Raw genomic sequence first — 19,476 nt, 5'->3', positions numbered from 1 at the left:
GCCACTATCCCGCGAACGCGGTCACGTAGGTCCTCAATTCGAGCTCGATCGGGCTCATGTAGCAGTCGCCGGCGCGGCTCATGCTCGGGATGAGCCCATGCGCTCCGAGCACCGCACGGTAGTCGTCGCTGGCGTAGGGACTACCGCGGTCCGAGTGGTGCACCAGCCCAGTCGCCGGTCGGCGTGCAGCCAAGGCGAGCGTCAGCGCGGCGAGCGCCAGAGCGCGGTCGTTGATCGCGTTCGCGGCCCAGCCGACCACGCGTCGCGAGAACAGGTCGAGGATCACGGCCAGGTATAGCCAGCCCTCGCCGGTTGGGACGTACGTCACGTCCGTCACCCAGACTTCGTTGGGGGCTTGGGCATCGAACTGCCGCTCGATCACGTTCGGCGCGATCGGGCCCTTGTGCCGCGAGTCGGTGGTGCGGCGGAAGCGCCGCTTCCTGCGTGCCGCGAGGCGTTGAGCGCGCATCAGCCGTGCGATCCGCTTCTTGCCGACACGTATGCCGCGAGCACGCAGCTCTGCGTGAACGCGCGGACTGCCGTACCTTCCCGGCTCTTGTGGTGCACGGCCCGGATCTGCACGCCAAGTTGCGCATCGGCCTTGGCCCGCGCCGACTCCGATCGCTTGGCCCATCCGTAGTAGCCGCTGCGCGAGACCAGCAGCACCGCGCACAATACCAGCACCGGGTAGTGCGCCTTCTCCGCGTCGATGAACTCGAACCTCACTCGTTTTCCTTCGCGAAGAAGGCCGCCGCTTTACCTAGAAAGCCTACGCTCCGGGCTGGGCACGAGGCTGGGGCAGCTCGTACCCCAGCTCGGCCAGGCGCCGGAGGTGGTACTTGGTGAGCTTGGCCGCATTGGCGCGGTCGAAATAGTCTGGCCCGAGATCCCGGTACTCCACGCCGTCGCGCAGAACGTAAAACGCGATGACCAGGATGCTGTGCGCCACCGCGGTCGCCGCTCGTTTGGGCCCACGGCGGCGCGCGATCCGGCGGTACTGCGCGCCGAGGTACGTCTTGCGTGATCGTGAGGCAGCCCACGCCGACTCCAGCAGCGTGGTGCGCAGCCGGTTGTTGCCGGTGCCGGTCGCGCCACTGCGTCGTTTCCCCGCGCTCTCGTTGTTGCCTGGGCACATCCGCGCCCAGGAGGCGAGGTGACCTGCGGTCGGGAAGCGCGTCATGTCGAGCCCGATCTCCGACAGCAGGACCTCGGCCGTCCGTTGCGCGACGCCGGGGATGGTCCGGAGCCGTTGCAGCGGCTCGCGGTGCGCTTGGCACAGGTCGACGACCCTGGCGTCGCATGCGGCGATCAGCTCGGCGAGATGGTCGATCTGCTTCAAGAGCTGCTCCAGCAAGAACGCGTGATGGCTCGAGAATCCACCGCGCAGCGCCTCGGCAAGCTGCTCGGCCTTGGGGATGAGCCGGCCCCGGGCGAGCGCCGCAAGCTTCTTCGGATCGCGCTCGCCGACGATGAGCGCCGCGAGCATCGCGCGGCCGGACACGCTAAGCACGTCGGAGACGACGTTGCTCAGCTTGATGTTGGCGGTCTCCAGCAGCTTGCCCACGCGGTTGGCCAGGGTGGCCTTGTCACGGATCAGGCATCTTGCGATGCCGTGTGATGTCCCGCAGCTCCCGGATCGGGGCGGGCGGGATGAAGCTCGCCCGGATGAGTCCGTGCGCGAGCAGGTCGGCGATCCACTCGCAGTCCTTGACGTCGGTCTTCCGGCCCGGGACGGCCTTGATGTGCCGCGCGTTGGCGAGCAGCACCTCGAAGCTGCCCTCGAGCAGGTTGAAGACCGGCTTCCAGTAGACGCTCGTCGACTCCATCGCCACGTGCGTGCAGCCCTGCTCGGTGAGCCACTGGTGTAGCTCGAGGAGTTCGGCCGTGGTCGCGCCGAACGAACGCACCGTCGTCTTTGCGCGGCCTCGGGGCTCCTGGATCCGGACGCATGCAACGACGGTCTCCTTGTGCACGTCGAGCCCGCAGCAGCGGGCGTACAGGACCTCCATCTTGACCTCCAGCGCGAAAGGCGCCGGGGAGCGTCGCGAAGGGCGATTTTACCTGGCGTGCTCGCTCCTTGCGGAGACGGCAACAATTCGGGGTGCCTGATGCGACGCTCGGGTCCGTTTTTTTTCGGGCTCACGACACCAGTAAGCGTCGACCTTGGCCCGACGCGATCCGCGCCCGCAGTCTACCGGCTTTCATGCTTCGCGGGTGCGCCCCTGCGCATGCCCGTTTTTTTAAGATCTCGCGCTCCATCTCCAGCCGCTTCACGTCGCGGCGCAGCCGCTGCAGTTCCTCACGCTCCGGCGTCGTCAGCGCCCCCGGCGGGCCGTGGCCCGCGTCGGTGTCCGCGCGCTTGATCCAGTCGCGCAGCGCCGTCTCGGTCAGGTCGAGGTCCTTCGCCACCTGGCCGATGCTCCGGTCGCTCGCCTTCGCCAGCCGTACCGCCTCCGCCTTGAACTCGGGCGTGAACGCCCTCCTCTTTCTCCGTCCCATCCCTGCCTCCTGGTGCCGTCGGGGGTGTCGACGGAAGCGGGGGAGGACCACTCCTCGGAAACCGCGTGAATTCGGACAGGCCGACCTCAGGATTCCCTGGCTGCGCGGGGCGCGAGCCGGCGAGGCCCCGCCGGTCACGTGGGGGTAGGTCAACGCGGCCGAGCGCAGTGGCGTAGGCAGCCCGGTCGGGTGCTGCTTGTTCGGCGCGCTGCTCGCCGTGGCCACGAACAGACGCGCGCCGCCCGCCGCCTCGGCCGCGTAGTCCACGAGCGACCCGAGCGGCGCCGCGAGCGCGTGCGCGCGGTCGATCCACGCCGTCGTGTAGGTCGCGTCCGCGAGCACCACGGCCGCGACCTCGGCCCGATTGCGCGGGTCGGCGAGCAGGCGCTTGACGATGTGCCCCGGCCGAGAAGGCCGCAAGCACGAGCGGACCCGCCGGCAGCCCGAGCGCGCGCCGGCAGCCCGGAAGGCGCCTCCAGTCGCCGTCGAGCCAGCTGTCCGCGATCTGGCTGCACGAGGGCGACCCGTCGCCCGCGCACGTCCGGTGCACCATGGGCACGCCCGCAAGCTCCGCGCCCTAGACCTGCACTGCGCTCACGGATCCGAGGCACGCGACGGCAATCGGCCGCGGCCGCACAAGCACACGGCGAGGGATGCGAGCACCACCCGCCGCGCCGAGAGGCGCGCATCGCAGATCGCGCATCTCGCCTTCTCGCCGGATACGTGTGGCACCGGCAGAGCGCGAGCACCTCGCGGAAAACATGCTTTCCCGCACAGCGCGTCCGTCGCCCTGCGCCCCCGTCGAGGTCCGGCCTCTCGCTCGGAGATCGGTACACTTTGTCCGTGAACTCTTCCTTCCAGCCTTCCACGGCCTCTACTCACGGTCTTGGGGCGCAGAGTGCGGCACGGCGTACGCCGCCCGCTCGCCTGCGCCCCGGGAACGGGGTAGGCTTGGCAAGTGGCTGCCACAGACCCGACGCGATTGGCGGAGAACCTACGCCTGGCCTTCGACCTGCACGACGCAGGCGTGGCACTGATGCGGCAGAATCTCAGGCGCCGGCTGCCCGAGGCGAACGAGGAGGACATCGACGAGCGCCTTGCCGACTGGCTGATGGAGCGTCCCGGCGCCGAGTTTGGCGATGCAGAGGGGCGGCCGGTTCCCTGGCCGCGACGTGCCCCGTGAGCACACTTCAGGACGCCCTCGGCCGCGTGGTCGTGGACTTGGAGGGGCTCAACAGACGACTCGCGCTCGTGGGAGGCCTTGCGGTGTGTCCGTGCGGGCGGAGCCGCGGTTCACAAGGGATGTTGATCTCGCCGTGGTGGTCACCGACGATGACGACGCGGAGGCGCTCTCGCGCGAGCTGCAGGCGCTGGGCTAGCAGGTGCTCGCTGTGGTCGAGCAGACGGCACAGGGACACCTGGCGACGGTTCGGCTCCAGACGCCGAGCCGTCCTCCACGGGGCGTGGTGGCCGACCTGCTGTTCGCCTCCTCGGGCATCGGGGCCGAGATCGTCGGTGCTGCCGAGCGTATCCAGATCTTTCCAGACGTCACGGTCCCCGTGGCACAAATCGGGCACCTGCTCGCGTTGAAGGTGCTGGCCCGTGATGATCGTCGCCGCCCTCAGGATCTCGTGGACATCCGGACCCTCTTGGCGATCGCGCGGGATACGGACATCGCGATGGCGCGATCCGCCGTTGAGCTCATCGAGCAAAGGGGGTTCGCGCGGGGCCGGGATCTTCGCCGGCTGCTGGAGCAGGAGCTGACCGCCTGACGGGCAGTGCACTGGATCAGATGGTGAGGTCGCGCGCTACCGCCCGCTGAATTGAAATTCAACCCGGAGCCTGTCGAGAGCCCTCCGGCTGAATTGAAATTCAACCCGGAGCCTGTCGAGAGCCCTCCGGCTGAATTGAAATTCAACCCGGAGCCTGTCGAGAGCCCTCCGGCTGAATTGAAATTCAACCCGGAGCCTGTCGAAACCTGTCGCCCTGACAGCGCGGCGCGGCCTGACAGCGCCTCGCCCGCCGCCGATGGCCCGCCGACGCAGCGGGCAGCGCGGGCATGAGGGCTGCGAGCACCGGAGCCTCGAAGCGATCGGCGACGCACCGATCGCACGCCTCGTACCAGAGGAACGCCTTGCACGTCTCGCTCTCTGCTTCGTTCACGAGGACGATGGGACGGCGCGTTATCTCAGCCGCGCGAAGATGCGGCGCCGTGCCTCCTCCCAGGGGATGGGCTGGGAGCGCCCCGCCCGGATGTCGTCGAGGCGCCTCCGGGCCTCCTCGACCCACGCGCGCTCGACCTCTTCCCGCGTAGCCGCTCCGCTGACCGCGTCTTTCCCCTGGCCAGATTCGGTTGCACGCTACGCGACGCCAGATGAGGGCCGTGCCCTCGCCGAGCGAAGAGGAGCGAGCGATGCCAGGAAGCAGGGAGCTGGTACAGCTGCGTGCAGAGCTGTCGAGGTATCGAGAGCAGAAGAGCCGTGGGAAATTCCCGAGCGAGCTGCGGGAGCGAGCCGAGGCCTACGCCAAGGCGCGCTCCCGCTCGGGGGCAACACCGACCGAGATCGCCACGGAGCTCGGTGTCCACAAGATGACTGCCGACCGATGGGTGGCTGACGGTGAGCGCGCAGACGAGGGTGCGTCGCCAAGAGCCCCCAAGGCGGCTCAGCAGATTCCGTTCCTACCCGTCGTGGTGCGCCCGGAGCGCCGCGAGGCGCCGCCTTTGCGGCTCAACGTCGCGTTTGCCGACGGGACGCGGATGCAGGTATGTGGGATAGGCGCGCGCGAGCTCGTGGAAGCACTCGAAGCGTTGCGGAGGGGACGGTGACCCCCGCGACTATAGCCGTCTATCTGGCGGTCGGTCCAGTGGACTTGCGTGGTGCGTTCGACCGGCTCGCCGCGATCACCCGGCAAGTGCTGTGCCTGGACCCGGCCAGCGGCGCGCTGTTCTTGTTCCTCAACAGGAGGCGTAACCGGCTCAAAGCCCTTTGGTGGGATCGCAATGGATACACGATCTTGTATAAGCGTCTCTCGAAGGGTGCATTTGCTCTGCCTTCGTTCACCGAGGCCGACGGCAGGTGTATCGAGCTGTCAGCACAGGACTTCGCGCAGCTGCTCGCCGGTCTGCCTGTAGAAGAGCTGGCAAGCCGCCGCCGGCTGGTCCACTGAGGCGTCTGCGCCGGCGCTCGTTCACCGCGCTGCCGGCGCCAGCGCGGCCCGATGGCGGCCGGCGCAGCCGGATGCGGAGATGGAGCAGGGCGCGCGCTGCATCGCGCCCGAAGACCTCGCGAGAGCGCGCCGCCGATGGCGCACCATGGCGGCCCTGCATTCCCGCCTTCGACGAGAAATTCTCATCGAAAACAGCGAATTTTCGCTGCATAAGGTACTTGTCAAGAGCAAGCGCAGGGGGCATCCATGGCGCGCCTTGACCTCGACGACACGCCCCGGTGAGACCGCGCTGCCGCAGTCGACGGAGGCAGAGCGCCTTGACGGCGCGGCGCTCGTGCTCGGCTATCTCCAGGCCAGGGGACAAGGACAGGGGAGCCCCGCCGGCCCCGCGTCGGTGGTCGACGCGCTGCTCCGGCGGGTGCAGGAGCTCGAGGCGAGGCTGGCCGAGCTCTCGACGGCGGAGCAGCAGGCCCAAGAGCTCGCTCGCACCGTCGCGTCGCTCAAGGCGTACAATCAACAGCTGCAGGAGACGATTCGGACCCTGGAGATCGGATTCCGGCGCCACGTCTCCGAGCAGGTCTCGCCTGACCAGCTGCGGCTTTCGCTGGCCGGAGAGCCAGATGCCTGTCCGGCTCCGACTTCGTCGCAGGCCGAGAGCGTCGACGCCGCGCCCGAAGTGGACCCGGGCGAGGCCAGCGGCCCGCCGCCGGGCTCCGCGAGCCCACCGGAGCACGCGGGGACGGCAGAATCCTCCTCCGGCTCCGATCCCGGAGGTGGCAAGCCAGTCAAGCGCCACGAGCACGGGCGCCGCCGCATCGGTGTCATTCCGAGGGTGATCATCGAGTCGCTGCCGCAGGAGGTGCTGCTCAAAGGCCTCGAGCGCTTCGAGCGTGTGGGCGCCGAAGACAGCTCGAGCATCGGCTACCGGCGTGGCGGCCTCCTCGAGCTCGTCACGCGTCGCCTCAAGTACGTGGCCAAGGCGGAGGCACCGGCGGCGAGCAGCGCAGCTGAAGAGGCGCCGGCTCCTTCGCCAGCCGCCGGGCCGGCCTTGAATCACGAGCGCGGCGAGCCGCTCGTCGTGCGGGAGCACGAGCTCCTGGGGATCCCCGCGGACACGTCCTTCAAGCAAAGCCCCTTCGTCGACGGCGTCCTTGTACGCTACACGCCCGAGTCGGACGCTGCGGAGGACAGCGGACCGGTGAAGATCGCGTCGCTGCCGGAGCGCCCGATCGACAGGTGCCTTGCCGATCCGAGCCTCTTGGCCCACCTGTTCGTCCACAAGCTCGACTACCACACGCCCTACTACCGGCAAGAGGTGGAGTCGGATCGCCACGGCTTCCGCATCGGCCGCGGCAACATGACCCGCTGGCAGTACGATTGTGGTGGCATCGCGATGCGCATCGCCGATGCTATCTGGAGCGACGCGCTCTCGAGGTCGTGGTTCGCCATGGATGCGACGGGCACCGCCATCCGGGCCAAGGACAAGCACCGCTATGGGCATGTCTTCGTCCTGGTCGCGCCGGGCGATGGGGTGCTGTTCCGCTATACACCGACGTACGACGGGCCCACCGTCGCGAAGCTCTTCGGCGGCTACCAGGGGACGCTCGTCGCCGACGCCTCGGCCAACCACAACGTGCTGTTCGGGCCGGGCAAGGCGCGTGAGGCCGGCTGCTGGAGCCATGCACGAAGGCGCTTCTTCAAGGCGTTCAAGGCCGGGGCGGGCAAGGAGGCGGCGTTCGCGCTCCAGACCCTCCAGGCGCTCTTCCGCGTCGAGCAGGAATGCGCCCTGTGCAGCCCGGACGAGCGCCTCGAGATCCGGCAGCGCAAGTCCGCACCGCTGATTGAGAAGCTCTTCGCCTGGGTCGAGGCGCAGCGGCAGGTCGTCCCCGAGCATTCGCCGTTGCGCGAAGGGCTGGTCTATCTGCACAACCAGAGGGAGGCGCTCTGCGAGTTCCTCTCCAACGGGGAGATCCCCATCCACAACAATGCCTCCGAGAGGGCTCTGCGCCGCGTCGTCAAGGGACGGCGCAACTGGCTCTTCCACGGCAGCGACGAGCACGCTGTCCGGTCTTGTGCCATCACGTCGCTCATCGCGACTTGCCAGATGCACGGGTTCGACCCCGAGCTCTACTTGCAGGAGATCCTGACCGTGGCTCCGAGCTATCCGCTCAGTCGCATCCTCGACCTGAGTCCCAAGAACTGGGTCGCGACGCGACAACGCCTCATCGCCGAAGGGCGGCTCAAGTACCTGGACCTGGCTCGGATCACCGGCTCGCGGCTCGCCTTCCGCGACCGCTGATCGCGCCGCGTCGCCCGCATCCGCCGCGCCCACAGCGCTCGTCGCGTCCGGAGCGGTCGAGGCCGGCGCGCGTCCTTTCCGCGCCGAGGTGCGTCGGCTCGTCGAGCCGGTGCTGTCGTCGCTTCGCCCGGCCGCCGTCGAGCTCGTCGTGGCGGGGCGCCTCCGGGTCGCTTCGCTTCGGCGCTGCTTGTCCGCGCCTCGGGTCGGCCGCCGTCCGCCCTCCTGCTCCGCGGACGGCTGGGCGGCGCTCTTGCGGCGCCCCACGCCTGCGGGCTCGGCTGCTCCCGCGCGCTCTTCCTGGCCGGCCGCGCGACGCGGGCGCCCCTTCGCGCGGGCGGGGACGTCCTCGCGGCCTTGCCACGCGACATGCGGCGCGGACAGCTTCAGCACCGCCGTCATCAGGCTCGGGACTTCGACGCCTGCGTCCCCGCTCCGTCGCTCCGTCATCGCACCGCGACTCTACGCACGGGGCCGCCTTCCACAAGCTCGCTTCAGAACGCGCTCTGCGGAGCGGCTACCTTCCCGCGACTCGTCGCCCACGCTTTCCAGGAGCCGCAGGGCAAAGACGCGCAGTTCGCTCTCGGGAAGCTTCATCGCCTGATCGAGGAGTTCCTCGGTCGGGAGGCCGTCCGGGACGAGGGCGGCGGCTCGGGCGAGACCACCTAATCCCGCGAAATCATTCGCACCCCCGGCAAGAATTGAACTTGCGACCTTCGGTTTAGGAAGGCCAAGCATTTCTGAGGAGATTCAAGAAGTTAACCGGCTTCGTGGGCTGATCTTGGGCTTATCTCGGCGCGGTGTAGAGGCACTCGAGGCGATCGCCGCCGGCGGGCCGGGCGCGTGGCGCGTCGTGCAAGAGCTGCTCGTCGACCTGATCCGGATGGGCGAGGCGTTGGGGGACGCCAACGCGACTGAGGGCGAGCAGGTTACGTCTGTTCGAAAATGAACAGCTCGACTTGAGCCAGGTTGAGATCTCGTAATGGCACTGTACAGTTGGCCAAAGTAGTGCAGCCCGCGGGTGCGCCAACACCCCGGGCTGCGTGGCCGAACCCCGCGCTAACGAGGTCCGACAAGTGGAACGTGTATCTCGACGCCCCGAACGGGGCCAAGGAACCCGTCTGCCTGCTGATCGCCCGTCGCCTCCAGCCGAGGGCGACGGGTCGCCCGCGCCCGGCTGCGCGTACCCGCCGAACCGCGGGAGGAGTGGGTGAAGAAGCGGCGGAGGGGGGCCAAACGGCCGCCCGCCGCACCGACAACACCGCCGACCGAGGTCAAGCCGGAGGCGATCCTCGCCGAGAGCAGGAGGCTACGCGCCTTCCTGGCGCGGTGCGGGGTGCCCGCTTGCGACCTCGACGACGTGCTGCAGGAGTGCCTCATCGGCGCCGTGGTGGCGGCGCGCGAGGGCCGGTACAGGCCAGCGCCCTCGTCGGCCCAGGCGAGCGCGCTCCAGCGGTGGCTCATGGGCATCGCGGTCCACCGTACGCGTTCTGCGGACCCCATCCTGTCTTCGAGCCTCTGCGCCGCTTAGAAACCGGCGCTGGAGGTGTCGATGGACGAGAGCACACGCACCTGGCGCGACCGCGTGGCGCGCTGGCACAAGAGCGGGCACTCCGCCCGCGTGTTCGCGGAGCAGGAGGGGGTCAACGCCGGCACGCTGTACTCCTGGAGCCGCCGGCTGGGCATGAAGCGGAGCGAGTACCGGCAGCGCTCGGAGAAGGCGGCGCTGCCCGCGCTGCTGCCCGTGGTCGTCGCCCCGGCAGGAGCCAGGACGCCCTCGTCGAGCGCGGCGCTGGAGATCGTCTTTCCGGATGGTGCGGTCATCCGAGTCCCGCCGTCGTTTGACGAGGACACGCTGGCACGCGTTGTTCGTGCGCTCGGGGGGGCACGATGATCCCGGGCCGCGTCGCAATCTACGTGGCCACCGAGCCGCTCGACTTGCGCCGGTCCTTCGATGGTCTTGCTGCCGTCGTGCGCGAGGTGCTGCGGCAGGACCCGCTCTCCGGAGCGTTGTTCCTCTTTTTCAACCGGGCAGCCGACCGTGTGAAGGCCCTGTGGTGGGACCGCAGCGGATACTGCCTTCTCTACAAAAGGCTGGAGCGCGGGACGTTTCGCGCTCCGCGTGCGGTCACGCCGGGAGCCACGAGCGTCGTCATCGACGCGGCGGAGCTGGCGAAGATCCTCGAAGGCATCGCCCTTCCACCTTCGAAGCTGCGGCGAGAGGTTCGCCTCGCCGCGGCTTCATCGCCTCCGGCCCCCTGATCGGACACGACAGCCTCGCGCTCTCACGCGCAGCGCCCATCGCCGCATTCCCGCCAGAGCCCATCATTTTCCTGCAACAACCCCTTCAAAAAGCGGCGATCCACAAGGTATCACCGCGTCGTGAGCATGTCGGTCGAAGAGCAGATCCACGAGCTGAAGGACAAGCTCGCGCGCGCCGCCCACGAGCGGGACGAGTACCGTAAGCTCTACGAGCTCGCCAGTATCGAGCTGGAGCGGCTTCGCCGACACATCTTCGGCCAGAAGGCCGAGCACGTCGACCCCGGGCAGATGCAGCTCGCCTTCGACGCGATCCTACAGATGCTCGCGGGCGCAGGTGCGCCGCCCGACGCGGGCCCAGCCAGCTCGCCGCAGGGCGGTGGCGCAGCACCAAGCGGCTCATCCGGAGGCGGCGACAAGGGGCGCATCGTCCGCCCGCACGGACGGCAAAAGCTGCCCGAGCATCTGCCGGTCGAGCGCATCGAGCTGTTGCCGCCGGAGGTGCAGGATGAGCGCGCAACCGCACTTGTCCGCATCGGCGAGGAGGTGTCGGAGACGCTGGAGTGGCGGCCCGCGAGCTTCGTACGGCTGCAGATCGTCAGGCCGAAGTTCGCGGTCAAGGGCGAGCCCGAGCAAGGCATCACCATCGCAGACGTTCCCGACAGCCCTATCCCACGCTGTCTCGCCGGCCCGGGCTTGCTCGCCCACGTGCTCGTGAGCAAGTACGCCGACCACCTGCCGCTTCACCGGCTGGAGAAGATGTTCGAGCGGTGGGGCCTTCACCTCTCGCGCTCGACGCTGTGCGGCTGGGTCGCCTCGTGCGCCGACAAGCTCAAGCTCATCGTCGCGGCCATGGCCGACGACGCCCTGAGCGCGCATTGCATCGCCATCGATGCCACGGGCGTGCTCGTTCAGGCGAAGGACAAGTGCCGGCGGGGCCACTTCTGGGTCCTGGTGGCGGACCGAGATCACGTCCTGTTCCGCTTCACGCCGCACCACAATCAGGGTGGTCCCAAAGCGTTCCTGCGCGGCTACAAGGGCTATGTCCAGGCGGACGCATCGAATGTGTACGATTTGCTCTTCCGCACCGAGCAGGTGACCGAGGTCGGTTGCTGGGCTCATTGCCGCAGGCACTTCTTCGAGGCGATGAGCTCCGACCGGGAGCGGGCGACGACGGCCATCGGCTTCATTCACCAGCTCTACACCATCGACAAGGCGACCAAGGAACAGCCTCCGAGCCGTCGAACGGAGCAGCGTCGGAAGGCCGCCGAGCCCGTGCTCGATGCGTTCCGCGGGTGGCTGCAGGCGCAGGACCTGCTCGTGCTGCCGAAGAGCCCCATCGCCATCGCCGTCGGCTACGCGCTCAACCAGTGGGCCGCGCTCACCCGCTTCCTCGACGATGGTCGGCTCCGTCTGGACAACAACCGGAGCGAGCTCGAGCTTCGCAGAGAGGCCGTCGGCAGAAAGAACTGGATTTTCGTCGGCAGCAACGACGGCGCCGAGTGGAACGCCACCATCGTCTCGCTCATCGCCTCCTGTGCGCTGCACGGCATCGAGCCCTGGGCTTACTTGCGCGACGTGCTCATCCTGCTGCCCACTTGGCCGCCCGAGCGTTTCATTGAGCTCGCTCCCAAGTCCTGGAAGCAGACCCTCGAGCACGCCGATGCTCGGCAGCGGCTCGCGGCCAGTCCGTGGCCCCGCGCGCCGGCTGCGACGCCCAGCTGATCGCGGCTCCCCCTCGTCGGCCACCGCCGCCTCCTTGCCGGCCGCCGGGCGTGCTGCTCGCCGGCCTGGGCGTGCTGGCGCGACCTCGTCGACGACGCTCGCCCTGTCGGCGCGTGGCGTCCGGCACCTTCTCGGCAACGCCGGCTCCGGAGCAGCATCGGCCGCTCTCGGCTTCGTCGTGCGCCGGCGGACGACCACGCTGGCCGCGGCGCCGGGGGCCATCGGGCCTTCCGCTCGCTGCCGGTCACCGCCACGCTTTTCCGTAGGCCGCTCTCGCTCTCGCATCGCACCGCGAATCTACGGCGCCTGCCCGCACCCCGCGAGAATGGGGTCTACAGCACGGATACGTCCACCAGGCCGCGAAGTACCACGAGAAGGCGTACCGCCGCAGGGAGTTCGCCGTCGCGGATCCGCTGCCGCTCGTCACGGGCGAGGAGCCTTCCCCTCACGGCCCCGTCGAGGCTCGCTCCGTTCTGGAGGTGCTGCGACTGGTGGACCCCCGGGAGCGCGCGGTGCTCGTCCTCGTCGGGACCGGCGAGGACGTGACGGAGGTTGCCCGCGTCCTGCGGGTGCCCGTCGGCACCGCCTTCACCCGGCTTCGCCGTGGCCGCAGGCGCCTCGCCGCCATGCTGGCGCGCTGGCCCCCGAGACGTCGCTCGTAACCGCGCGCCAATCGCCGCGATCTCTATCTCCACACCCAGTGCCTTGCGCTCCGGGGCAGAGAGCTGACCAGGAGGATCATCGACTCCGGCGCAACATGACGCGCCTGAGTTTAGACATCTCTCTTGTCATCTCCCCCTCCCAACCCTCGGGCAAGTCGAGCGTCAACACAATCTTCACAGTGGACCCTACTGGAAGCTCTCTAGCGACCATCCTCTGAACTGCACTCCGCAGCTCTTCGCTCCACGACTCAAAACACGCCGCGAGCCTGTTCGCCGCACTTCGACTTAACGCTACAATTCTCGACAGTTCCGGCTGATTTGACAAGCGACGCCACTGAACATCCCACTCAATAACTTTTCTATACTCACCCGCCACCCGCTTAGCCACGTATGCAATCTTCTCGGGATCGCCCGGAACCCCTGGGGGCCCCATCGCCTCCTCGAAAGCGGTACCAAATAGGACAGAAATATTCGCTGGGATGCGCCGAGCCGTGTCATACTGGTCCTGAATCCACTGCAAAACATCAATACCTTCGAGCCTCAAAGGCGGCCCTTCAGCAAACCCGAACCTCATATCACTGCGCTTCTCAAAGAGAGCCCGAAACTCATCATCAATCACTTTACTAAGAAGGCGAATCTCCCATAAATCCGGCCGCTCAATCGCGATCCTCTGTGCATCAACACCAAATCCGATCAAATTGGAGCCTCTTAACTCCGGAGCTCCTGCAGATCCCGCCACCAAACCTCTTGAATCCGCTACCAAGCAGCCGTGGAGCCAAGCGAGCAAGCACGTCAAATTCTGGTGCCGACCATCCGGGTTTGGATACGGCATCAGGCGAACTCCGGCCGACTCCAACTGCCGACGCTGATACGGGCCGACTGCATCCGAAGCAACAAGCGCGAAGTGCTTAGCAGGCTGAGAATCAGCGAATGCACGAACGCGCATCAGCAGCAAATTAAATTCATCGTCTGCCAGATCATACCCAACAAACAGCACCAACTGCGCACGAAGCATTGCCGCAAAAACATCACGAAACTTGTGATCTTCGTAGGCTACGCGGTTATAATCTCCACGAGTAAGCACCCACGTCGAATGATCCCAGAGCGTACCGTGAAGCTTAAGGATGTACTTGCTTCGCTGTAGAAGGTCACCCGTAACAGTGTACACAACAGGCCACTGACCCATCAAAGCACGCTCGAGCACATGATCAATGTTCGTTGTAACTATAGCTCGAGCCCATGGAGACAGACAATTGATTAACCTGGCCACCTCAGGAACGTCGACACCTCTGTCATCAATTTGACCCTCGACAAAAGCGCAAAAACCAGAATCACCAAGGAGATGCTTTGCAGCCGACAGAGCATCAACAAAATGATTCCTCGACGCAAGCTCTTCAACTTCAGAAAGGTCTCCGATTTTCGCACCACGCGCCTTGGCATACTCAACAACGCGACCAACCAGCTGCTTGCGCGACGGCAGGCCAGCAGCGACCGGAATGCCAGGTCCAACGAACAAAACAACACCGCCTGCTGCGAAACTCTCTCGGAGCTCAGCAAGAACGGGATCCTGTGGTGAGAGCGGGAGGGCACCCATGCACCTCGGATTCTACTCTCTGACCGCGGCGCAGTCGATGAACAGCCGACGCCTAGCGGCGGGAGCGGGCGCTCCGGTGCGCCGCGACGGCGCCGCGCTGCGCGCGTTCGACCTGGGGCTCGTCGTTCCGGACCTCAGCGCGGACCGACACGTGGAGGTGGCGCGTGTGCGGGTTCGTCCCGTCGTACGTTGCGGGGCGCGCGGATCGCGCTCCGCTCAAATTTTAGAAGTTCCGCCGAGCGGCTTCTTCGTGGAAGTGTGCATCGCAACCACCTCCTCGCAGGATGCAGACAGGGCTGGGCCGCGATCCGACCCCGCCGGCCCGGACGCGATCCAAGTTGGTGGGTCCCTGACACCTGGGGGCGCCGAGCTGCGCCCGCTCGACCCGGGAGCGCCGAGCTACGCCCGCTCGACCTAGGGGCGCCGAGCTACGCCCGCTCGACCCGGGGGCGCCGAGCTGCGCCCGCTCGACCCGGGGGCGCCGAGCTGCGCCCGCTCGACCCGGGGGCGCCGAGCTGCGCCCGCTCGACCCGGGGGCGCCGAGCTGCGCCCGCTCGACCTGGGGGCGCCGAGCTGCGCCCGCTCGACCTGGGGGCGCCGAGCTGCGCCCGCTCGACCCGGGGGGCGCCGAGCTACGCCCGCTCGACCCGGGGGCGCCGAGCTGCGCCCGCTCGACCTGGAGGGTGTGGTACTCTGTGCCGTGATGACCACGAGACGTCTGCCTCAAGAAGACCCGGCGTTCTCTGAGTTGCGCGAGGCGTTCGGGAGCGGGAACTTGTTACTGTTCGTCGGTGCTGGTGTTTCGGCGGCGGCTGGACTGCCTAGCTGGGAGCGCCTCATAGCGGAGCTTGTCGATCGCGCTCGTGCTCGCGGCGCAAAAGAAGAAGACGTTGACGAAATTACGGAGCTAATACGAAAGCACCAGTTTATTGACGCACTCTCGGCTGCAAAGGATTCCTTGGGGAAAACAGAGTTTCACGCCGTGATATCTCGGCTACTGGACGACCGCGCAATCAAGAGCCTTCCAGAAATTGCTACAACTATCGCATCACTACAGACGAAGCTGCGCGCGGTGCTCACAACAAATGTTGACGGTCTCCTCGAGCGCGCCTTCGGTGGATCTTGGCCGGCGATCAGCCGCGCAACCGGCGACCTCGCGAGGCAGCAGCGCGTTATCTTTAAACTCCACGGGACGATATTGGACAGCTCGACGTGGGTCTTTACGCGCGACGAGTACGATCGTGCCCTCTACGCCGACTTACGCCTTCGCGACACGTTTACTGCGCTGTTTCTCACATGCCCCATTCTGTTTGTGGGCTACGGTCTTGCAGACGACGACTTCGACCAACTCCTCGCCCGAGTAAGGGCTCTCTCGGGTGACCAGCCCCCGCGCCACTTTGCTCTTGTTCCGTCGAAAACAGTAACAACGTATCGCCGCAAGCGTTTAGAGAGCGCTGGAGTGAGGCTGATTGCGTATCCCAACGAAGACGGCACGCACGCTGAGTTAGTCTCTGCTCTACGGTCGCTCAGCGCGCCTCACCTCAACGCACCTTCACCTTCTTCGAAGCACAGCGCCCAGGCGCCCCCGGCTAGTGACGTTTCTTCGCTCATTGTCAAGGTTCATTCCGCAGCCCCAGTCGCCGAGTGCGTCGCCGAAGCGCTTCGAATTGCAATTGCTCACGGGGCCAACGATCTGCGGAAGTTCTGCGAACTTGAGCTCGCTGGTTACCAAGCCAGTGTGGGAAAAATCGATAAATCGAGCCCACTGGCTCCGAAGCATCGCGTAGTAAATGGCTACATATCCTTCGTCGAAGTGAACCCAGATTACGTAGGCTGGGGAAACAATTTAAGCAACGCCCTGCGGATGATGGAACACGATCCCAACAATTACATGCCATTCCAACTGCTGATGCCCGAACCGATCGCACACATTGAGCGCCAAGCCGCCTTGGGCGATGTTAAGAAATTGATACATGTGTCCATTCCTGCTGGGCACATCATTCCCGAAACGGACATTCCCGACGAGATCACGCACTTTTACGCCGGCGGCGACACACATCGAATCATCGTCGGGAAAGTGCGTGATATTTTGGCCCAGAAGCTACTCGGAATCATCCCGAAGCATCTATAAGCTCGTGTTAGCGCTTTGGCGATTGAGCCGGGGGGGGGGAGGACAGTGGCCCGCCAGCTAGCTCGTCGGTGCGCCGCGACGAAGACAAAGCGACAAAGTCGACGCGAACGAGTTCGAGTGCGATGCGACGGGTCACCCTCGCTTTTTCGCTGAAGGCGACAGAGACGCTGCTGCAACACAGCGCATATTGTACCGAGGGCAACGCAGAAAGTTTGCACCACTCTGCTGCAGCGTGCCTCCTTCCGCAGCACTCCGGTCAGCAGCGACGGTGACCAGGGCGGGATGATGCCGAGATAAGGGGGACGACGAGTTGCGCAAGCTCGGCCCACGCTGCGCCGAGCTCAGCTGAAGCTGGCGAGACGCTACTTTCCGGCCTTGCGCGCGCGGAGTAATGGCACGATGTCGATTACGCGTGTACGCCGCCGCAGGACAAGGTACGGCGGTGCGTCCGCCTCCGGCCAGCGGAAGTCGAGGAACGCGTCCTCGTCAGCGTGTGCCCGATCGAGCAGCAACTCCGCGTACCAGAAGCAGAGTCCGTAGTATTTGAGAACGGTTACCTCAGGCGTAGCCGCTCCGCAGAGCGCGTTCTGAAGCGAGCTTGTGGAAGGCGGCCCCGTGCGTAGAGTCGCGGTGCGATGACGGAGCGACGGAGCGGGGACGCAGGCGTCGAAGTCCCGAGCCTGATGACGGCGGTGCTGAAGCTGTCCGCGCCGCATGTCGCGTGGCAAGGCCGCGAGGACGTCCCCGCCCGCGCGAAGGGGCGCCCGCGTCGCGCGGCCGGCCAGGAAGAGCGCGCGGGAGCAGCCGAGCCCGCAGGCGTGGGGCGCCGCAAGAGCGCCGCCCAGCCGTCCGCGGAGCAGGAGGGCGGACGGCGGCCGACCCGAGGCGCGGACAAGCAGCGCCGAAGCGAAGCGACCCGGAGGCGCCCCGCCACGACGAGCTCGACGGCGGCCGGGCGAAGCGACGACAGCACCGGCTCGACGAGCCGACGCACCTCGGCGCGGAAAGGACGCGCGCCGGCCTCGACCGCTCCGGACGCGACGAGCGCTGTGGGCGCGGCGGATGCGGGCGACGCGGCGCGATCAGCGGTCGCGGAAGGCGAGCCGCGAGCCGGTGATCCGAGCCAGGTCCAGGTACTTGAGCCGCCCTTCGGCGATGAGGCGTTGTCGCGTCGCGACCCAGTTCTTGGGACTCAGGTCGAGGATGCGACTGAGCGGATAGCTCGGAGCCACGGTCAGGATCTCCTGCAAGTAGAGCTCGGGGTCGAACCCGTGCATCTGGCAAGTCGCGATGAGCGACGTGATGGCACAAGACCGGACAGCGTGCTCGTCGCTGCCGTGGAAGAGCCAGTTGCGCCGTCCCTTGACGACGCGGCGCAGAGCCCTCTCGGAGGCATTGTTGTGGATGGGGATCTCCCCGTTGGAGAGGAACTCGCAGAGCGCCTCCCTCTGGTTGTGCAGATAGACCAGCCCTTCGCGCAACGGCGAATGCTCGGGGACGACCTGCCGCTGCGCCTCGACCCAGGCGAAGAGCTTCTCAATCAGCGGTGCGGACTTGCGCTGCCGGATCTCGAGGCGCTCGTCCGGGCTGCACAGGGCGCATTCCTGCTCGACGCGGAAGAGCGCCTGGAGGGTCTGGAGCGCGAACGCCGCCTCCTTGCCCGCCCCGGCCTTGAACGCCTTGAAGAAGCGCCTTCGTGCATGGCTCCAGCAGCCGGCCTCACGCGCCTTGCCCGGCCCGAACAGCACGTTGTGGTTGGCCGAGGCGTCGGCGACGAGCGTCCCCTGGTAGCCGCCGAAGAGCTTCGCGACGGTGGGCCCGTCGTACGTCGGTGTATAGCGGAACAGCACCCCATCGCCCGGCGCGACCAGGACGAAGACATGCCCATAGCGGTGCTTGTCCTTGGCCCGGATGGCGGTGCCCGTCGCATCCATGGCGAACCACGACCTCGAGAGCGCGTCGCTCCAGATAGCATCGGCGATGCGCATCGCGATGCCACCACAATCGTACTGCCAGCGGGTCATGTTGCCGCGGCCGATGCGGAAGCCGTGGCGATCCGACTCCACCTCTTGCCGGTAGTAGGGCGTGTGGTAGTCGAGCTTGTGGACGAACAGGTGGGCCAAGAGGCTCGGATCGGCAAGGCACCTGTCGATCGGGCGCTCCGGCAGCGACGCGATCTTCACCGGTCCGCTGTCCTCCGCAGCGTCCGACTCGGGCGTGTAGCGTACAAGGACGCCGTCGACGAAGGGGCTTTGCTTGAAGGACGTGTCCGCGGGGATCCCCAGGAGCTCGTGCTCCCGCACGACGAGCGGCTCGCCGCGCTCGTGATTCAAGGCCGGCCCGGCGGCTGGCGAAGGAGCCGGCGCCTCTTCAGCTGCGCTGCTCGCCGCCGGTGCCTCCGCCTTGGCCACGTACTTGAGGCGACGCGTGACGAGCTCGAGGAGGCCGCCACGCCGGTAGCCGATGCTCGAGCTGTCTTCGGCGCCCACACGCTCGAAGCGCTCGAGGCCTTTGAGCAGCACCTCCTGCGGCAGCGACTCGATGATCACCCTCGGAATGACACCGATGCGGCGGCGCCCGTGCTCGTGGCGCTTGACTGGCTTGCCACCTCCGGGATCGGAGCCGGAGGAGGATTCTGCCGTCCCCGCGTGCTCCGGTGGGCTCGCGGAGCCCGGCGGCGGGCCGCTGGCCTCGCCCGGGTCCACTTCGGGCGCGGCGTCGACGCTCTCGGCCTGCGACGAAGTCGGAGCCGGACAGGCATCTGGCTCTCCGGCCAGCGAAAGCCGCAGCTGGTCAGGCGAGACCTGCTCGGAGACGTGGCGCCGGAATCCGATCTCCAGGGTCCGAATCGTCTCCTGCAGCTGTTGATTGTACGCCTTGAGCGACGCGACGGTGCGAGCGAGCTCTTGGGCCTGCTGCTCCGCCGTCGAGAGCTCGGCCAGCCTCGCCTCGAGCTCCTGCACCCGCCGGAGCAGCGCGTCGACCACCGACGCGGGGCCGGCGGGGCTCCCCTGTCCTTGTCCCCTGGCCTGGAGATAGCCGAGCACGAGCGCCGCGCCGTCAAGGCGCTCTGCCTCCGTCGACTGCGGCAGCGCGGTCTCACCGGGGCGTGTCGTCGAGGTCAAGGCGCGCCATGGATGCC

General features: G+C 67.1%; 16 protein-coding genes and 2 pseudogenes. 11 read left to right on the top strand and 7 right to left on the bottom strand.

Annotated features, from left to right (window positions below; genetic code table 11):
- Window positions 1–4 precede the first annotated feature (4 nt).
- From NQZ70_RS12965 to NQZ70_RS12950, 4 genes and pseudogenes are all read right to left on the bottom strand, one after another.
- Window positions 5–502: an IS3 family transposase gene (locus NQZ70_RS12965; protein WP_237245645.1), complete on the bottom strand. Its 498-nt coding sequence runs from the start codon at window positions 500–502 to the stop codon at window positions 5–7.
- On the bottom strand, window positions 469–726 hold the full coding sequence (locus tag NQZ70_RS12960; protein ID WP_237245734.1) for a hypothetical protein: 258 nt from the start codon (window positions 724–726) through the stop codon (window positions 469–471). The genes NQZ70_RS12965 and NQZ70_RS12960 overlap by 34 nt, the downstream gene beginning before the upstream one ends.
- A 43-nt stretch (window positions 727–769) precedes the next feature.
- Window positions 770–2,009, bottom strand: a pseudogene (locus NQZ70_RS12955) (IS110 family transposase).
- A gap of 130 nt (window positions 2,010–2,139) precedes the next feature.
- The gene (locus NQZ70_RS12950) at window positions 2,140–2,919 is read right to left on the bottom strand and encodes a transposase (RefSeq protein WP_129574495.1); all 780 of its coding nucleotides are present in this window, start codon (window positions 2,917–2,919) and stop codon (window positions 2,140–2,142) included.
- 538 nt (window positions 2,920–3,457) lie between these two features.
- On the opposite strand from NQZ70_RS12950, the gene NQZ70_RS12945 reads away from it, so the two are divergent.
- Window positions 3,458–3,682, top strand: a complete 225-nt coding sequence (locus tag NQZ70_RS12945; RefSeq protein ID WP_129574494.1) for a hypothetical protein — start codon at window positions 3,458–3,460, stop codon at window positions 3,680–3,682.
- Between the two features lie 208 nt (window positions 3,683–3,890).
- Window positions 3,891–4,271, top strand: a complete 381-nt coding sequence (locus NQZ70_RS12940; RefSeq protein ID WP_207217821.1) for a nucleotidyl transferase AbiEii/AbiGii toxin family protein — start codon at window positions 3,891–3,893, stop codon at window positions 4,269–4,271.
- A 411-nt stretch (window positions 4,272–4,682) separates the two neighbouring features.
- On the opposite strand, the pseudogene NQZ70_RS53330 reads toward NQZ70_RS12940, so the two are convergent.
- Window positions 4,683–4,799, bottom strand: a pseudogene (locus tag NQZ70_RS53330) (addiction module protein); the annotation flags it as partial.
- 113 nt (window positions 4,800–4,912) lie between these two features.
- On the opposite strand from NQZ70_RS53330, the gene NQZ70_RS12935 reads away from it, so the two are divergent.
- From NQZ70_RS12935 to NQZ70_RS53325, 8 genes are all read left to right on the top strand, one after another.
- Window positions 4,913–5,326 (top strand): helix-turn-helix domain-containing protein, encoded by a 414-nt coding sequence (locus tag NQZ70_RS12935; protein ID WP_129572567.1) that lies wholly within the window; start codon window positions 4,913–4,915, stop codon window positions 5,324–5,326.
- Window positions 5,323–5,667 carry an IS66 family insertion sequence element accessory protein TnpB gene (gene tnpB, locus NQZ70_RS12930; protein WP_165373740.1) on the top strand — a complete coding sequence of 115 codons (345 nt, stop codon included), beginning with the start codon at window positions 5,323–5,325 and terminating at the stop codon, window positions 5,665–5,667. The genes NQZ70_RS12935 and tnpB (NQZ70_RS12930) overlap by 4 nt, the downstream gene beginning before the upstream one ends.
- Before the next feature lie 256 nt (window positions 5,668–5,923).
- A complete protein-coding gene (tnpC, locus tag NQZ70_RS12925) occupies window positions 5,924–7,966 on the top strand; it encodes an IS66 family transposase (protein ID WP_165373741.1) in 2,043 nt (680 codons plus the stop codon).
- Between the two features lie 1,207 nt (window positions 7,967–9,173).
- Window positions 9,174–9,494: a hypothetical protein gene (locus tag NQZ70_RS12920; RefSeq protein ID WP_129574492.1), complete on the top strand. Its 321-nt coding sequence runs from the start codon at window positions 9,174–9,176 to the stop codon at window positions 9,492–9,494.
- Window positions 9,495–9,515: 21 nt separating this feature from the next.
- The gene (gene tnpA, locus NQZ70_RS12915) at window positions 9,516–9,857 is read left to right on the top strand and encodes an IS66 family insertion sequence element accessory protein TnpA (protein WP_129572539.1); all 342 of its coding nucleotides are present in this window, start codon (window positions 9,516–9,518) and stop codon (window positions 9,855–9,857) included.
- Window positions 9,854–10,225, top strand: coding sequence for an IS66 family insertion sequence element accessory protein TnpB (gene tnpB / locus NQZ70_RS12910; RefSeq protein ID WP_129572538.1), 372 nt, complete (start codon window positions 9,854–9,856; stop codon window positions 10,223–10,225). Before tnpA ends, tnpB (NQZ70_RS12910) begins: the two co-directional genes overlap by 4 nt.
- Window positions 10,226–10,351: 126 nt before the next feature.
- Window positions 10,352–11,947: an IS66 family transposase gene (gene tnpC, locus NQZ70_RS12905; RefSeq protein WP_237245644.1), complete on the top strand. Its 1,596-nt coding sequence runs from the start codon at window positions 10,352–10,354 to the stop codon at window positions 11,945–11,947.
- Between the two features lie 479 nt (window positions 11,948–12,426).
- Window positions 12,427–12,609 (top strand): sigma factor-like helix-turn-helix DNA-binding protein, encoded by a 183-nt coding sequence (locus NQZ70_RS53325; protein WP_408022417.1) that lies wholly within the window; start codon window positions 12,427–12,429, stop codon window positions 12,607–12,609.
- 76 nt (window positions 12,610–12,685) lie between these two features.
- On the opposite strand, the gene NQZ70_RS12895 is transcribed toward NQZ70_RS53325, so the two are convergent.
- Window positions 12,686–14,203 (bottom strand): SIR2 family protein, encoded by a 1,518-nt coding sequence (locus tag NQZ70_RS12895; protein ID WP_129574491.1) that lies wholly within the window; start codon window positions 14,201–14,203, stop codon window positions 12,686–12,688.
- Between the two features lie 703 nt (window positions 14,204–14,906).
- Between NQZ70_RS12895 and NQZ70_RS12890 the strand changes: the two genes are divergently transcribed.
- Entirely contained in the window at window positions 14,907–16,334 is a 1,428-nt protein-coding gene (locus NQZ70_RS12890; protein WP_129574490.1) for an SIR2 family protein, read from the top strand.
- Between the two features lie 1,082 nt (window positions 16,335–17,416).
- On the opposite strand, the gene tnpC (NQZ70_RS12885) is transcribed toward NQZ70_RS12890, so the two are convergent.
- The gene (gene tnpC / locus NQZ70_RS12885) at window positions 17,417–19,459 is read right to left on the bottom strand and encodes an IS66 family transposase (RefSeq protein ID WP_165373741.1); all 2,043 of its coding nucleotides are present in this window, start codon (window positions 19,457–19,459) and stop codon (window positions 17,417–17,419) included.
- Window positions 19,460–19,476: the final 17 nt, after the last annotated feature.

This window comes from Sorangium sp. So ce836, from assembly GCF_028553905.1.
Lineage (GTDB): Bacteria > Myxococcota_A > Polyangia > Polyangiales > Polyangiaceae > Sorangium > Sorangium cellulosum_D.
Note: the sequence above shows the minus strand (reverse complement) of the source record. Positions and strands in the feature narration are given on the sequence as shown.

Bases quoted from the DNA above. Each gene is read 5' to 3' on its own strand.
- NQZ70_RS12935 (WP_129572567.1), top strand. From the start codon at position 4,913: ATGCCAGGAAGCAGGGAGCTGGTACAGCTGCGTGCAGAGCTGTCGAGG.
- tnpA (WP_129572539.1), top strand. From the start codon at position 9,516: ATGGACGAGAGCACACGCACCTGGCGCGACCGCGTGGCGCGCTGGCAC.
- tnpB (WP_129572538.1), top strand. From the start codon at position 9,854: ATGATCCCGGGCCGCGTCGCAATCTACGTGGCCACCGAGCCGCTCGAC.
- tnpC (WP_237245644.1), top strand. From the start codon at position 10,352: ATGTCGGTCGAAGAGCAGATCCACGAGCTGAAGGACAAGCTCGCGCGC.
- NQZ70_RS12895 (WP_129574491.1), bottom strand. From the start codon at position 14,203: ATGGGTGCCCTCCCGCTCTCACCACAGGATCCCGTTCTTGCTGAGCTC.
- NQZ70_RS12890 (WP_129574490.1), top strand. From the start codon at position 14,907: ATGACCACGAGACGTCTGCCTCAAGAAGACCCGGCGTTCTCTGAGTTG.